This is a genomic window from Allobosea thiooxidans (genome assembly GCF_900168195.1).
In the GTDB taxonomy this organism is placed as follows: domain Bacteria; phylum Pseudomonadota; class Alphaproteobacteria; order Rhizobiales; family Beijerinckiaceae; genus Allobosea; species Allobosea thiooxidans.
The window spans coordinates 42,114-56,156 of record NZ_FUYX01000018.1 but is presented as its reverse complement, the minus strand read 5'-3'; the positions used below and the strand labels follow the sequence as shown (position 1 = coordinate 56,156).

Annotated in this window: 14 protein-coding genes; 2 read left to right on the top strand and 12 right to left on the bottom strand. The window is 67.6% G+C overall.

Features of this window, described 5'->3' with window-relative positions:
• Positions 1–125 precede the first annotated feature (125 nt).
• Positions 126–1,163, top strand: coding sequence for an aldo/keto reductase (locus B5Y19_RS23055; RefSeq protein ID WP_055730113.1), 1,038 nt, complete (start codon positions 126–128; stop codon positions 1,161–1,163).
• A 3-nt stretch (positions 1,164–1,166) separates the two neighbouring features.
• Here B5Y19_RS23055 and B5Y19_RS23050 read toward each other — a convergent pair whose 3' ends face one another.
• The 10 genes from B5Y19_RS23050 to B5Y19_RS23005 form a co-directional block, all read right to left on the bottom strand.
• The gene (locus B5Y19_RS23050) at positions 1,167–2,438 is read right to left on the bottom strand and encodes a M20/M25/M40 family metallo-hydrolase (RefSeq protein ID WP_055730112.1); all 1,272 of its coding nucleotides are present in this window, start codon (positions 2,436–2,438) and stop codon (positions 1,167–1,169) included.
• A 42-nt stretch (positions 2,439–2,480) separates the two neighbouring features.
• Positions 2,481–3,413, bottom strand: coding sequence for an acetamidase/formamidase family protein (locus B5Y19_RS23045; protein WP_055730111.1), 933 nt, complete (start codon positions 3,411–3,413; stop codon positions 2,481–2,483).
• 228 nt (positions 3,414–3,641) lie between these two features.
• Entirely contained in the window at positions 3,642–4,784 is a 1,143-nt protein-coding gene (locus B5Y19_RS23040; protein WP_055730110.1) for an extracellular solute-binding protein, read from the bottom strand.
• 17 nt (positions 4,785–4,801) lie between these two features.
• A complete protein-coding gene (locus B5Y19_RS23035; RefSeq protein ID WP_055730109.1) occupies positions 4,802–5,962 on the bottom strand; it encodes an ABC transporter substrate-binding protein in 1,161 nt (386 codons plus the stop codon).
• On the bottom strand, positions 5,959–6,741 hold the full coding sequence (locus tag B5Y19_RS23030) for an enoyl-CoA hydratase/isomerase family protein (RefSeq protein ID WP_055730108.1): 783 nt from the start codon (positions 6,739–6,741) through the stop codon (positions 5,959–5,961). Before B5Y19_RS23030 ends, B5Y19_RS23035 begins: the two co-directional genes overlap by 4 nt.
• Positions 6,738–7,961 (bottom strand): CaiB/BaiF CoA transferase family protein, encoded by a 1,224-nt coding sequence (locus B5Y19_RS23025; RefSeq protein WP_055730107.1) that lies wholly within the window; start codon positions 7,959–7,961, stop codon positions 6,738–6,740. The genes B5Y19_RS23030 and B5Y19_RS23025 overlap by 4 nt, the downstream gene beginning before the upstream one ends.
• Complete coding sequence (locus tag B5Y19_RS23020; protein ID WP_176168703.1) at positions 7,958–8,764, bottom strand: IclR family transcriptional regulator; 807 nt, start codon at positions 8,762–8,764, stop codon at positions 7,958–7,960. The genes B5Y19_RS23025 and B5Y19_RS23020 overlap by 4 nt, the downstream gene beginning before the upstream one ends.
• Before the next feature lie 49 nt (positions 8,765–8,813).
• A complete protein-coding gene (gene dctP, locus B5Y19_RS23015; protein WP_055730105.1) occupies positions 8,814–9,806 on the bottom strand; it encodes a TRAP transporter substrate-binding protein DctP in 993 nt (330 codons plus the stop codon).
• Positions 9,807–9,834: 28 nt separating this feature from the next.
• Positions 9,835–11,106, bottom strand: a complete 1,272-nt coding sequence (locus B5Y19_RS23010; RefSeq protein WP_055730104.1) for a TRAP transporter large permease — start codon at positions 11,104–11,106, stop codon at positions 9,835–9,837.
• Positions 11,103–11,573, bottom strand: coding sequence for a TRAP transporter small permease (locus B5Y19_RS23005; protein WP_055730103.1), 471 nt, complete (start codon positions 11,571–11,573; stop codon positions 11,103–11,105). The genes B5Y19_RS23010 and B5Y19_RS23005 overlap by 4 nt, the downstream gene beginning before the upstream one ends.
• 406 nt (positions 11,574–11,979) lie before the next feature.
• Here B5Y19_RS23005 and B5Y19_RS23000 point away from each other — a divergent pair, with 406 nt between their 5' ends.
• Positions 11,980–12,177, top strand: coding sequence for a hypothetical protein (locus B5Y19_RS23000; protein ID WP_055730102.1), 198 nt, complete (start codon positions 11,980–11,982; stop codon positions 12,175–12,177).
• A gap of 312 nt (positions 12,178–12,489) precedes the next feature.
• Here B5Y19_RS23000 and B5Y19_RS22995 read toward each other — a convergent pair whose 3' ends face one another.
• Together B5Y19_RS22995 and B5Y19_RS22990 are read right to left on the bottom strand one after the other, a co-directional pair.
• Positions 12,490–13,092 (bottom strand): cupin domain-containing protein, encoded by a 603-nt coding sequence (locus tag B5Y19_RS22995; RefSeq protein ID WP_055730101.1) that lies wholly within the window; start codon positions 13,090–13,092, stop codon positions 12,490–12,492.
• A 52-nt stretch (positions 13,093–13,144) separates the two neighbouring features.
• On the bottom strand, positions 13,145–14,020 hold the full coding sequence (locus tag B5Y19_RS22990) for an alpha/beta hydrolase (protein ID WP_055730100.1): 876 nt from the start codon (positions 14,018–14,020) through the stop codon (positions 13,145–13,147).
• Between the last annotated feature and the right edge of the window lie 23 nt (positions 14,021–14,043).

The following is a 14,043-nucleotide window of genomic DNA, read 5'->3' as shown; positions in this document are numbered from 1 at the left end:
CGAGCGCAGCGAAGCAATCCAAGGGGGTGCAGAGCTCTGCCGCCCCTGGATTGCTTCGTCGCTTCGCTCCTCGCAATGACGGCTCGGCCTGATGGAAACTGTTTCCAGCTTCGAGCGGATCATTGATGTCGAACGGCGTTGCTTCCTCTCCCGGCGCCTTGCCGAAAGGCCGCCCGATCGCGGGCCTCTCCCCCAGCCTGATCGGCTTCGGCGGCGCGCCGCTTGGCGATCTCTACGTGCATCTCGATGAGGTGACGGCGCAGGACACGGTCCGTGCCGCGGTCGCCGCCGGTATCAACCTCGTCGACACCTCGCCGCTCTACGGCCATGGCCTGTCCGAGCACCGCATCGGAGCCGCCTTGCGCAGCGTGCCGCGCCACAGCGTCATGGTCTCGACCAAGGTGGGGCGCTGGATGGCGGCCGGCCAGCCGAAGCGCGATGGCTCGGGCTATGCCGGCGGCCTGCCGCATCCGGCGGTGATCGACTATTCCTATGACGGTGCGATGCGCTCCTTCGAGCAGTCGCTGCTCCGGCTTGGCACCGACCATATCGACATCCTGCTGATCCATGACGTCGATGTCTGGACCCATGGCGACCGGATGGAGCAGCGCTTCGCGGAGGCCATGGACGGCGCCTATCGCGCACTGGAGAAGCTGCGTGCGTCGGGCGCGGTCAAGGCGATCGGCGTCGGCGTCAACGAGGCCGAGATGTGCGTGCGCTTCGCCCGCTCGGGCGATTTCGACGTAATGATGCTGGCCGGTCGCTACTCGCTGCTGGAGCAGGGCGCGCTGCCGGAGTTCCTGCCGCTCGCGCTGGAGAAGAAGATCGCGGTGATGCTGGCCGGTGTCTTCAACTCGGGCATTCTGGCCACCGGCGCAAAACCCGGCGCCTTCTACAACTACAAGCCCGCGCCGCCAGAGATCCTCGCACGCGTCGCCCGGATCGAAGCGGCCTGCGCCGTTCATGGCGTGGCATTGCCACAGGCGGCGCTCGCCTTCTGCGCCGCGCATCCGGCGGTGGCGACGATCGTGCTCGGCGCCGTCACGCCGCAGGAGGTCGCGCGCAATCTCGACCTCGTCGCGCGGCCGGTCCCAGCCGCGCTCTGGTCCGATCTCAAGGTGCAGGGCCTGCTCGCCGAAGCGGCGCCGGTTCCTGCGGGCTGAGCACTATCCGGCCTGTCCGGTCGAGCCGAGATAATCGATCGCGCAGGCGACGTGCAGCTTCATGACCGCGATCGCCTCCTCGATGGTGACGTGCTCCTCGTCGGTGCCCATGCTGATCGGGGAGGGGCCGCAGATCAGCGCCGGGACGCCGCGCCAGCGCCAGTAGCGCGTATCGGTGCCGCCCAGGCTCGACACCGGCGGCGCGTCATGGCCGAGCAGCTCGCGGATATTGCCGCGCAGGATATTGGCCATCTCGCTGAACGGATCGGTCAGGCTTGCCGGATAGCTGTGATCCTCGTTGACGACCATCTCGCAACCGGCCTCGCGGGCGAGGGCTTCGAGATCGGCCCGGATCGCGTCGCGGTCGGAGCCGATCAGGATGCGCATGTCGAGATGGGCAATGCAATGCGTCGGGATCTGCGTCGCCTTCTGTCCGCCCTGCAGGATGCCGACATTGACGGTGATGCGCCGGGCGACGTCGCCGGCACCCTTGCCCAGATTGAGATCGGCCGCAGCGATCGTCTCGGGCGAGGTCAGCACTGCGTCGATCTCCGGCGGCAGCTCGGCGAGCTTGAGGTGGTACCGGTCATAGATCATGGTCACGAGCCGGCTCACATCCGCGATCGGGTTGCGTGCCCGGTGGGCATAGCCGCCATGGCCGCCGATGCTCTTGGCCGAGAGCGAGAAGCGCAGCGTGCCCTTCTCGGTGAAGCGCAGATTGGCGAGGCCGCTCGGCTCGCCATTGAGGCAGCAATCCGCCTCCATCTCGTCGCCGAATTCGTCGAACAGATACTTGGTGCCGTAGCGCCCGCCCGACTGCTCGTCCGAAACCACGGTCAGCGACAGCGCGCCATTGAGCTTTTCGCGGTGGGGGAAGAGCTGGCAGTAGGCGAGGATGGAGGCCAGCGTCCCCGTCTTCATGTCGGATGCGCCGCGGCCCATGATCTTGCCGTCGACGATCTCGGCCTCCCAGAGCTTCTCGTTGGTGACCGGGAAGATGTCCATGTGGCCGTTGAGCATGAGATGGCGGCCGGGCTTTCCAGCCTCCCAGCGGCCGATGATGTTCGGCATTTCCGGCACGAAGGCCTCGGTGCGATGTGGCACGCCGGCCGCGTCGAGCAGCTCGCGCACGAAGGCGGCCGCTTCGCGCGTGTCGCCCGGCGGGTTGACGCTCTTGATGCGCAGGAAGCGGCGCAGCAATTCGATGATCTCGTCGCGGCGCGCATCGATCGCCTGAAGCAGCTCGGCCTTCAGGGCGGCGGTGTTCTCGGACATGGTCGGTCTTCTTGGTCGGCGTTTCGGTGACTGCGGGAGGCGTCAGGTACGGGCGAGGAGAGACATCGGGCGGGTGAGCTCGGTCTTCGCCAGCCGCGCGGCGACGCAATAGGCCGGGTTGAAGACGTTGGCGATGTCGTAGCGCACCGCCTGTCCGAGCAGGTGGCTCGCCTCGACCGGATTGACGCCGAGATCCTCGCCGACCCAGCGCAGCAGCTCCGTGGTGGCGAATTGCAGCGGCTGGTCGAGCGGGCGGCCGGCCGCAATCACCAGCAGATCAGTCTCGGTCTCGCAGCGCGGCCAGCGCAGGCCGAGCCTCTTGACGAGCTTCACCGAGAACTCGACCTCGAACGAGGTCTCGACGCCGGTGCCGGCGATTTCGCCATCACCCTGGCAGGCATGGCCGTCGCCGAGGAAGAACAGCGCGCCGTCCACGAAGACCGGGAAGGCGATGGTCGCGCCCGGCCCGAACAGCCGGTAGTCCATATTGCCGCCATAGGCGCCGCTGGTCGCGGTGGAGATCGCCTGGCCGCGCTCCGGCGCCACGCCGAAGCAGCCCAGCATCGGCGCGAGCGGGAAGCTCCAGTCCTTGATGCGGTCGGTCGGCTCGAGCAGCTTCACCGTGCCGGCCTCGGCATCGATGGCCCATTCGTAGCGCTCGCGCTTCGGCAGCTCGGCCAGGACCGACGGATCGAGCACGCCGGGCGCCAGCGGCGAATAGGTCCAGCCGGTCTTCCGGTTCGGCGTCATGCGCTCGATGGTGACGAGCAGCGCGTCGCCCGGCTCGGCGCCGGTGACGAAGAAGGGGCCGGTCATCGGGTTGCCGCGCGGGGCATGCTGCTCGCCATCGCCGCCGAAGCCCGCGGCATCCAGCGTGGTGGTGATGACGCTGTCGCCGCTGGCGATCTCCAGAACCGGCGGCTGGGTGCCGATCTCGTTCGAATAGCGGGTCGGAACGAAGTGATGGCGCGCCATGAGAGCCTTCCAGAGCCGGTTGCTGCGTGATGTCCCGCGGGCAACCAGCGACTCCGCCGTCTACCCGCGCAGCGGACCGTAGGGACAAGCCCGCCGCTTGAGAAGCGCCCACCGGCGAAGGGGGCCCCTGCATCCGGCTGGGGCGACATGCGACCGAGCCCCGGCAGCCTCGAACCGTTTCCGAGACGGAGCTCGCCGCTTTTCGGCGCGAGCCCGGAAGGGCTTCGATCAACGCCCCTGCCGCGCGCTCGCCGCATGCGCCAGGTGGTTGACCTCTTCGACGATGCGCCTCGCCGGCGTCTTGGCGAGAAGTCCCTCCGCGATGAGGCGGGCAGCCCCGTCCTGGAAGGCCATGTAGCCATCGTGCCGCGGCCGCAGCATGGCGCCTTCGAGAGTCGCGCGCGTCTGGCTGTAAAAGCCGTTGGCGGCCTGATCGACGGCCGCATCCAGCCAGGCCGCTCCATGCCCGGGCTGGCCGCCGGCTGCGGTATAGGGGCCGCGCTGCACGTCGCCCGACGTGACCCAGTAGGCGAATTTCACGGCCTCCTCGTGCTGCTCGGACCTGGCCGAGACCGCAAGGCCCGTGCCGCCGAGAACGGAGCCCAGCGGTCCGCTCGAGCCGAGGCAGGGGATATCGGCGAAGGCGAGCCGATGCGGCCGGAAACCGGCATGGGCGTAGCTGACATATCCGTAGACCAGCGGGCAGCAGGCCAGCTCGTCGCTGTCCGCCATCAGGTCGAGGGCCGCGATCGGATCGAGCGAGAAGCAGCGCTCATCGAGATGGCCGGAGAGTTCGGCGAGTTGCTCGACCGCGGCTTCACCGACGGCGTGCGGGATGAAATCCTCGCCATTGCCGCCGGGCTGCCAGCCGAGATTGGCGGCGAGCGTCATCACGCACATCAGGGAATGGGGCGCGCGCAAGGGCAGGACGACCTTGCCGGCGCGGGCGAGCGCGATCACTTCGGCCCATGTTTCGGCTGGGCTGCCGAGGAAGTCCGGCCGCCAGGCCTGCACCTGCGTCGCCGCATCCAGCGGCAGCGCCCAGAGCCGGCCGTCGAAGACATAGCTGCGATAGGACAGCCCGACCGAGCTCGCCAGCATCGCGCGTCGCTCTGCCGAGAAGTCCGGCTGGTCGAGCGGGTGGAGGCAGCCTTCGCGGGCCACCTGCCCGGCATGCGGATGGTCGATGACGATGAGATCGTATCGACGCGCCAACTCCTCGACCGGGAACGACTCGAAATCCTGGAGCGAGCGCTTCTCCCAGGTGATCTCGACACCGTGGCGGTCTCTGTAGAGCGCCGAGCAGGCGACGAGTGGGTCGTAGCCGCGCGGATGGTCCCAGGTCATTCCGCGCAGGCGGATGCCAGTCATCGTCTTCGGTCCTCTCGTCAGGCGTTCTTGAGGGCGTCGGCGAAGGCGCCATTGAACCAGTCGACCAGGCTTTCGGCGCTGCCTTCGCCGCGCAGGAAGGCATTGGTCTTCAGGCCGCCTTCCTCGAAGAACGGCACATAGCCGGCGAAGCGCGGACGCAGATAGGCCGAGCCGAGGGTGCGCAGCGTGCCGGAGAAAAAGCCGAGGCTCTGGGCGTCGCAGGCCGGATCGGTCCAGGCCTGCAGCATGCCGGGCTGGCCGCCATCGGCGAAGTAATGCGTGCGCTGATAGTCCGGCGAGCAGAGCCACAGCCCATAGCGCACCGCCTCCGCGACATTCCGGCAGCGGCTGGTGACGCCGAAGCCGGCGCCGCCGAGCAGCGTGCCCTGGCAGGCGCGATCGCCGGCCGCGACGATGTCGGCGAAAAGCAGCGGCTTTTCCGCTTCCGCGCGGCAATAGTTGGTGTAGCCGAAGGTGTAGGGGACATAGGCGATTTCGTCGCCGTTCGCAGCCAGGTCCAGCATCTGGATCGGGTTCATCCGGACCGATTCCGGATGGCTCAGCGCGACCAGGGCCTTGAGCCGTTCCAGCAGGCGAACGCCGAATTCCCGGTCGAGGAAGACGGGGTTCTCCGCTGTCACCGGGCGCCCCAGATTGGCGGCGAGCGTCAGCACCATGCAGACAGCGTCGATCGGACAGGCCGGCACGCCGACCCAGAGCCCGTGCTCGCGCAGGTCCCGCGCCAGCCGCAGCAACTGGTCGAAGGTCGCCGGCGGATGGCGCCCGGCCTTCGCCAACAGATCGGGCCGATAGGCGGCGACCTGCGCCGCGGCGTCGATCGGCAGGCCGTAGATCGCGCCTTGCCAGTGATAGGAGCGCCAGGATGGGCCGACTGCCCCCGAATCGAGCCAGGCCATCGCCTCTGCCGGGATATGCGGCGCGAGATCGACGAGCAGGCCCCGCCGGGCGGCCTGGCCGACGAAGGGATGGTCGAAAATGATGAGATCGAAGCGCTCGGCGAGCTCTTCAAGCGGCAGCTCGCCGAAATCGCGCAGGCTGCGGGCCCGCCAGGAGATCGCGACGTCGGGTCGCTCGGCGCGGTAGCGCGTAATGCTCTTCTCCAGCGGCGCACGCCCGCGCGGATGGTCCCAGGTTATACCTTCGAGGGCGATGCTCACGCCTTGGTTCCTTCAATCTTCTTGCGCTCCGAGCGCGCGACGAAGTCGCGGATGCGCTGCATGCCGTCGCCGGAGAGGAAGAGGGCGCAGACAGCATCGCGCTCGGCGTCCAGCCCGGCGTCGAGACCCGTCTGCCACGCTGCGAGGTTGAGACGCTTCAGATCGGCCAACGCCCCGGCCGGATGCCTCGCCATCTGCTCGGCCAGCGCCAGCGCCTCGGCCAGCGCATCCTCCGCGACGCGGTTGACCACGCCCCAGCTCGCCATCTCCTGCGCGCTGGCGAAGCGGCCGGTCATGAGCAGTTCGGCGGCGCGGTTGGGGCCGAGCTTGCGGGCCAGGCGCTGCGTGCCGCCGCCGCCCGGGACGAGGCCGAGCTTGACTTCGGGCAGGCCCAGCCTGGCGTCGGCATGGGCGACGATCAGATCGGCCGAAAGCGCGATCTCGAAGCCGCCGCCGAGCGCATAGCCCTCGACCGCGGCGATCACGGGCTTGGGCAACCCTTCGAGCGCGCCATAGACGCGGCCGGCACTCTCCTGGAAATCGCGAAAGGCCTCGGCCGACTGCGTGGCATAGGCCTTGACGTCGGCCCCGGCCATGAAGTTGCCGCCGGCGCCGCGCAGCACGAGCGCGCGGATGGCCGGATCGCCGGCCGCTTCGGCGATCGCGGCGAGGATCTCCTCGACCATGGCGCCGCTCATGGCGTTGAGCTGGTCGGGGCGCGAGAAGGTCAGCAGCGCGACCGGGCCGCGCCGCTCGAAGCTGGTGAAAGCGCTCGTCATGCTGCGGCCGTGTCCGCTTTCGGATGAACCCAGACGGCGCCGGAGTTCCGCAACGCCGCGATGCGCTCGCCGTCGAAGCCGAGCTCGGCGAGGATCTCGACCGTATGCTCGCCGACCATCGGCGCGTGGCGCTCGACCTTGCCGGGCGTTTCAGAGAGCGTGACCGGGACGTTGACCGTCTGAACTTCGCCGATCACCGGATGCTGGTAGGAGGTGAAGGCGTTCATGTGCTTCACCTGCGGGTCGTTGGGCACCTCTTCCTGGCGCAGCACCTCGCCGCACCAGAGATCGAAGGAGAGCAGCCGCTCCATCCAGGCCGCGGTCGTGCGCGTCTGCGTCACCGCCTCGATCGCGGCATGGACCTCGTCGCGCCGGTCGAACAGGGTCTCGGCATCGTCGAAGCGCGCGAGCTCCGGCGCCTCCAGCGCCTCGACCAGCCTGGCGAAGGGGTTCATCGCGATGTTCAGGAAGCCGTCCTTCGTCCGGTAGACGCCGAAGGGCGCCGGCATGCCGGGATGGGCGATGCCGGAATTCGGGCGCTCGAAGACGCGGCCGGTGTTGAGCGTGGTGACGAATTCCTGGGTCTGGTGTGCGAGCAATGCGCGGAACAGGTCGACCTCGACCTTCTGGCCGCGTCCGGTCCTTTCGCGGTGATAGAGCGCGGCGAGGATGCCGTAGATCATGTGATAGGAGCCGAGCTGGTCGGCGATGGCGACTCCGAGCGGCGTCGGCGAGACGCCGGAGCGCCCGGTCATCGACATGATGCCGGAGAGGCCCTGCAGCAGCAGGTCCTGGCCGGGCCGCTCGAGATAGGGGCCGCTCTCGCCATAGCCGGAGCCGGAGCAGTAGATCAGCCGCGGGTTGAGGCGCGAGAGCTCCTCATAGCCGAAGCCGAGCCGGTCGAGCACGCCCGGGCGGAAGTTCTGGACGAAGACGTCCGCCGTGGCGGCGATGTCCTGCAGGAGCTTCTTGCCCTCGGGGTTCTTGAGATCGACCGCGAGCGAACGCTTGTTGCGGTTCCAGGCGAGGAAGCTCGGATTCTCGAAATCGCCGACCTTGCGATTGAAGAAGGGCGGGAGATCCCGGTAGAGGTCGCCGCTGACCGGCCGCTCGACCTTGATCACGTCGGCGCCGAGGTCGCCGAGCATCTGCGTGGCGAAGGGGCCGAACAGCAGATGGCTGAAATCGAGCACGCGCAGCCCTGAGAGCGCTCCGCTCATGCGGCTTCTCCTTCATTGTCGGTGGTCTGGCGCGGGTCGCGCCAGCCGAGCGCGGCCGAGATTCCGGCCGCCGTGGCGATGACGGCCCGTTCCGCCGCGTCGATGTCGACGGCAAGGCCCTTCTGGGCGAGGAACGGGATGGTGAGGCAGGCGGCGATGACGCCGCGATGATCGAAGACCGGCTGGCTGAGGTTGGTCACGCCGGAGACGACGAGGCTTTCGCGTCGCTCGCCGCCCTCGGAAAGGACCTTCTCGGCCCTCTCGGGCAGCGTTTCGGCCAGTTCCGGGAAGGAGGCGATGCTCGCATCGAGCAGCGCCTGCCTATGATGGTCCGGCTGATAGGCGAAGAGGACGGCGCCGGAGCTGGTCTCGGCCAGCGGGAACTGCGCGCCGAGGCGGACGGCATAGTGCATCGGCCGCGGCGCATCGACCTGCGCGACGATCAGGACCCGCGCCCCGCTGAGGACGGCGAGATGGCAGGATTGCTGCGCATCGGCCGCGAGCTTTTCCATCAGCGGGAGCGCCACCGAAAGCAGCCGGTTGGTGGGCGGGTTCTCATGCGACAGCTCGAAGAGCTTCAGCGTCAGCGCATATTGGTCGGAATCCTGGTCGCGGCGGATATAGCCGCGCGCCTCGAGAGCGAGTGCGATCCGGTAAATCTCGCCCATGGAGCGGCCGAGCGTGCTGGCGATCGCGGTCAGCGACATGCCGCTGGCCGAGCTCGCCAGCAGCTCGATGATGTCGAGCCCTTTCTCCAGCGCGGGCGCGCGATAGCGGCTGGTGGCGTCGTTGTCGTCCGTCACGGTCCGGCTCCGATAGGCCGGGCGCATGGCTGCGCCCGGCGGTTGGGTCTCAGCGTCCGAGCTGCTTGCGGATATCGGCCACCAGATTGGGCGACCAGTCGGGGAAGGCCTTCTGGATCGAGCCGGCCGACTTCTCGAAGGCGGCGCGATCGACATCGCTGACGATCGTCATGCCGCGCTTCTCGAGCTCGGTGACGGCGCTGTCATAGACCTTGTTCGATTCCTCGGTCATCCAGTCGCAGGCGGCGCCGGCTTCGCTTTCCAGCGTCTTCTTCTGCTCGGCGTTGAGCGCATTGAAGGCACGCAAGCTCATCACCACGATCGAGGCGTCGAGGATGTGGTTGGTCTTCATGTAGAACTTGGCGGCCTCGAAATGCTTCTGGTCGACGATCGCGTTCGGCGGCGCTTCGGCGGCGTCGATCACGCCCTGCGAGAGCGCGCTATAGACCTCCGGCCACGGCATCGGCGTCGGCTGCCCGCCCATCGACTTGACGAGTTCGGTATAGATCGCGACCGGCTGGACCCGCATCTTGAGGCCGGCGGAATCGGCCGGCGTCTTCACCGCCTTGCTGCGGGTATAGAGGTCGCGTGTGCCGAAGTTGAAGAAGCACAGCGGCTTGATGTTGTGCTTGGCGAGGTCCTTCTCCCAGCCCTTGACCAGATCGGAACCGGCGACCTTCTTCACCTCGTCCCAGCTCTTGAACAGGAACGGGTGCACCATCACCGCATAGTTCGGCACATATTGCGCGATCGTGCCGGGGCCGACCTGGGTGATGATGTTGGAGCCGAGCGTGAGCTGCTCCAGCACCGCCGAGTTCTCGCCGAGCTGTGCGCTCGGGAACAGATCGATCTGGACCGATCCGCCGCTCGCCTTTTCCATCGCCGCCTTCAGGCGCTGGCCGCCGAGATTGACGATATGGGTCGGCGAATTCATGTGGCCGAAGCGCAGAACCGGCGTCTTCTGCTGGGCCTGCGCTGCCGGCACGCCGGCGATCAGCATCCCCGCCAGCGCCGCGGCGCCGCCCATCATCCTCAAGCTCATCGGTCGTTCCTCCCTTTGTGTTTTGTGGTCAGAGATAGCCGAGCCAGGTCGCGGTGCCGGGGACGGCCGCGATCAGCGCCGCGATGCCGAGCAGCATCGCGAGCCAGGGCAGCGATTCCTTGATGAAGTCCTGGAGCGGCACGCGCGTGATCGCGCAGGTCGTGAACATGATCGTCCCGACCGGCGGCGTGATGCCGCCGAGATGGATCATGTAGACGAAGAAGATGCCGAAATGGACGGGGTCGATGTTCAGCTTGGCCGCCGCCGGCGCGAACATCGGCGCGAGGATCAGGATCAGCGCCGTGCCTTCGACGAACATGCCGGCAATCAGCAGCAGCACCGCGACGATCAGGAAGAGCGAGAGCTGGTTCGAGGAGCTGTCGACCAGCATCTCGGCGACCTTCTGCGGCAGCTGCTCGAAGGACAGGGTCCAGCTCAGCGCCGTCGAAGCCGCGAGCACGATCATGATGACGCTGGTCGTCGAGGCGGTCGATGCAAGCGCGTTGGCCAGGTCCTTCCAGCCGCATTCGCGATAGACGATGCAGAAGACCAGGGAATAGACCACCGCGACGGCACCGGCCTCAGAGGCGGTGAAGACGCCGCCGCGGATGCCGAGCACGATGATGACTGGCATCAGCAGCGCCGGCACCGAGCCGACGAAGGTGCGCCACATCTGCCCGCGCGCGATCGGCTCGCTGTCGCGGCCGTAGCCACGGCGCCTGGCGACCCAATGCGACATCGCCATCATCGCGACCGTCATGATCAGGCCGGGCAGGATGCCGGCCATGAAGAGCTGGCCGATCGAGGTGTCGGTGACGAAGCCGTAGAGGATCAGGCCGATGCCGGGCGGGATCATCGGCGCGATCAGCGCCGAGGCTGCCGTCACCACCGAGGCATAGGCCGGGCTGTAGCCGCGATTGACCATCTCGGGCACGAGGGTCTTGGCGTCCATGGCGGCGTCGGCATTGGCCGAGCCCATCATGCCCGCCTTCAGGGTCGACAGGACGATGTTCACCTGGGCGAGGCCGCCGATCATGTTCGCCGTCAGCGCCTGCGCGAAATCCATCAGCCGGCGGGTGATGCCGGAGATGTTCATCAGCTCGCCGGCGAGGATGAAGAGCGGGATCGCGATCAGCGGGAAGGACTGCGTGCCCACGATGATGTTCTGGATATAGGCGACCTCGAGGATGTCGGGATCGGCCAGCGTCATCGCGATGCCGGTGCCGAGCAGCACGAAGGCGATCGGCAGGCCGATGACCGTCAGCGACAGGAAGACGCTGAGAAGCGCGCTCGGGCTCATTGCGCATGCCTCCCGATGGGGCGGCCGACCGCGCTCATGGCGAGGGCCCAGGCCTCGTATGCGGCGAAGACGGCAAAGCCGACCGGCATCGCCATGTAGACCCAGATCATCGAGATGCGCATCGAGGCGATCTCCATGCGGGTGCGCATGGCGAGGTCCCAGGAATGACGGATCAGGAACAGCGCGATCGCGATCATCAGCAGGCGGACGACCAGCGCCAGCACCTTGGCGATCCCCTCCGGCAGCAGGGCGGTGAACAGGTCGACCGCCATGTGCGAGCCCTCATGCGCCGCCGGCGCGAGTCCGAGGAAGACGAGCCAGACGAACAGGATGGTGGCGAGGTCGAAGCTGAAGATCAGCGGCGTGTTGAGCACATAGCGGAAGACGACGGCGATCGCGACGATCGCGACGATCAGCGCCACGAGCGCGATGAGCAGCGCCCGATAGGCGGTGGCGAGAATATGCAAAGGGCGCCTCCGTGGGCGCCGTTCTGATCGCGCGCCTCTCCCACGTATAAAAATTAATTTCATATACGAAATCAAGTGGGCATTTGCGGTTCGCCGAAAAATCAGCTGCTCATGGCGGCGACGCATTCTCGGGCCTGCTGGCATCGACGCGGCACGCGCTCTGAGCGGGCGATGCCCGCTGCCGCGGACGGATCGCTTCGCGGTCTGGGGCCGGGGCTATGGCGCCTGGGGCAACCGCTGGCGACGGCAACGCCGCCAGGCGCCAGCGCTCGGCCGGTGGCTTCGGTGTCGTCGCCGGCTACAGCCGCAGCGACTTCGACTCCGCCAGTGGCTTCTCCTCGGGCGTTGACGGCGTCTTGAAGCGCAGGGCCTTTCGTGGATTTCGGAGCCATGGCGATGCAGGCTCATGAAGCTTCGGCTCGTTGCGCATTGTCTGGTGCTGGCCCTGTTCGTCACGGCCGCGATCCTGGCTGCCTTCGTCGGTCCGGCTGCGGCCGGACTCAGCCGCGCGAACGCCGTGGAAATGGCGATGGACGGCGCCATGCCGTGCCGCCCGACTGATCAGGGCAAGGGGAGGATTGCGCGACCAACTGCCCGGCATTGAGCTTTTGCCTGGCCAAGTGCTTCGCCAGCGAGTCGGCATGCTTGCCCGGCTGATTATTGCGGGGCTGGGATTGGCAGGAGACGATGCCAGTTAATGCAGTCTCCTGGCTCCGGCCTTTCAGTGAGAAAGCTCAAAATCATCGACTCCGATCGACTATCGCCACAGCAGCACAGAATGTGCTGCCGTTGGATCCCGATCGGTCTCGGCGTCGGCGCGCGGAGTGGAGCGGCAACGGGATTGGAGATGGCGCATGCCCGGCGATGGTCCCGCCATCTCTATTCTGGATCGGTCTCCGCAGCCGTGTTCCCGCCGTCAGATTTTCCGCTCTCCCAGGATCTGGATTCGCGCGGCCCGCGGCTTTGCCGCATCGACGGGCGAAGCCGCCACGAACGAGCTCGCCCCGCCGGCCAGCTCCGACGGCAGCAACATCACCCGCACGAAGGAATTGTCGCCACCGCTGACATTGGTGCCGACGACGTCCTCGCGGCCGCTTTCGAACCAGGCCTGGCCTGGTTCGATCCGGTCGAAATGCCCACCGACCTCGGCGTGAAGCAGCCCGCTCACGAGCCGGCGGATTCCCGGGCCGCGATGCCGGTGTGCCGGTGTCTGGGCACCTGCTGCCGAGCCGACCCTGTCGATGCGCAGAATGAGCTCGCCCTCGGGCGCGGTGGCGATGCGGGACAGGATCGGCTGCAGGCCCTCCTCGCGGCGCAACCTCGCTTCCGCGGGGCCGATCTCGAAAAGCCAGGCACAGCCGGAGCTCGAAAGCGCGTCCCCGGCGAGGGCAAAGGCCGCGCCATCCTCTGCGACGCGTTCATCCGCGACGACGGCCTCGCCCTGCCGGGCGAAGATGGCCGACACGGTGTCGGGTTGCATCCGGATGACGGCGTCGGAGCAAAGCTCATAGGCGGTCATTCTGAAGAGACGGCTCATGGTCTGCAGTTCCTCCCGTGCCTCGCCAAGTGCCTCAGTCCCGCCTGCGCAGGGCCTGGCGAAGGATCGCATTCGAGATCGGTCCCTCGCCTTCGACGAGGTCGTTCAGAATGTCGAAATGTCCCCAGCGCGGCAGGACATGAACCTCCGGGTTCACGCCGCTGCGGTGCAGGTGATGCGCGTAGCGATAGGTCTGGTCGACCCAGTGCCAGGGCTCGAGGCCCCCGGCGAACAGGCTCGCAGGGCAACCGACCCGCACCGGGCGGCGTTCGACATCGCGGCGCCGCGCCACGTCCTCGGTCAGGCGAACCTCGGCGTTGACGCTGGTGCCAATGACGGGGCGGGGGTCGTAGATGCCGCTGATGAGCACCGCGCCGACGATCGAGCCCGGATCGACGCCCTCTGCCGACCAGTCATGCGCAAGGCATTCGGCGACGAGGTGGGCGCCGGCGGAATGGCCGGACAGGCTGATGCGGCCCGGATCGCCGCCGAACCGCGCGATCTCGCGGCTCACCCAGCCCAGCGCCGCGAGCGCGGACTCGGCGACCCCATCGAGGGTCGATCCTGGGCAGAGCTCGTAATTGACGACGACGGTCGTGACCCCTGCCGCGACGAGCGGTGCGGCGACGCAGGCAAAGTTCTGCTTGTCCTGTGCGCGCCAATAACCGCCGTGGAAGAAGACATGGACAGAGGCCTTGCCGTCCCCCGCCGCGGGATAGATGTCGAGTTTTCGAAGGGGATGATCGCCATAGGCCAGATCGGCATGGCGCTGCAGCTTCGACAGCGCCGCCGCGTTGACCGGCGCGCGCGCGGCCTGCGCATCCTTGAAGTTCGGAAACGCGGCCTGCGGATTGTACTGGAACTCGTGTTCCTCGGGGCTGAGCCCAGCCCAAATCGGATCGTTCGACATGTTTCCCTCAAAACCGGATCGGG

Excerpts from the sequence above, each read along its gene's own strand:
- B5Y19_RS23055 (WP_055730113.1), top strand. The coding sequence starts at position 126 with ATGTCGAACGGCGTTGCTTCCTCTCCCGGCGCCTTGCCGAAAGGCCGC.
- B5Y19_RS23050 (WP_055730112.1), bottom strand. The coding sequence starts at position 2,438 with ATGTCCGAGAACACCGCCGCCCTGAAGGCCGAGCTGCTTCAGGCGATC.
- B5Y19_RS23045 (WP_055730111.1), bottom strand. The coding sequence starts at position 3,413 with ATGGCGCGCCATCACTTCGTTCCGACCCGCTATTCGAACGAGATCGGC.
- B5Y19_RS23040 (WP_055730110.1), bottom strand. The coding sequence starts at position 4,784 with ATGACTGGCATCCGCCTGCGCGGAATGACCTGGGACCATCCGCGCGGC.
- B5Y19_RS23030 (WP_055730108.1), bottom strand. The coding sequence starts at position 6,741 with ATGACGAGCGCTTTCACCAGCTTCGAGCGGCGCGGCCCGGTCGCGCTG.
- B5Y19_RS23025 (WP_055730107.1), bottom strand. The coding sequence starts at position 7,961 with ATGAGCGGAGCGCTCTCAGGGCTGCGCGTGCTCGATTTCAGCCATCTG.
- dctP (WP_055730105.1), bottom strand. The coding sequence starts at position 9,806 with ATGAGCTTGAGGATGATGGGCGGCGCCGCGGCGCTGGCGGGGATGCTG.
- B5Y19_RS23010 (WP_055730104.1), bottom strand. The coding sequence starts at position 11,106 with ATGAGCCCGAGCGCGCTTCTCAGCGTCTTCCTGTCGCTGACGGTCATC.
- B5Y19_RS23000 (WP_055730102.1), top strand. The coding sequence starts at position 11,980 with ATGAAGCTTCGGCTCGTTGCGCATTGTCTGGTGCTGGCCCTGTTCGTC.
- B5Y19_RS22995 (WP_055730101.1), bottom strand. The coding sequence starts at position 13,092 with ATGACCGCCTATGAGCTTTGCTCCGACGCCGTCATCCGGATGCAACCC.
- B5Y19_RS22990 (WP_055730100.1), bottom strand. The coding sequence starts at position 14,020 with ATGTCGAACGATCCGATTTGGGCTGGGCTCAGCCCCGAGGAACACGAG.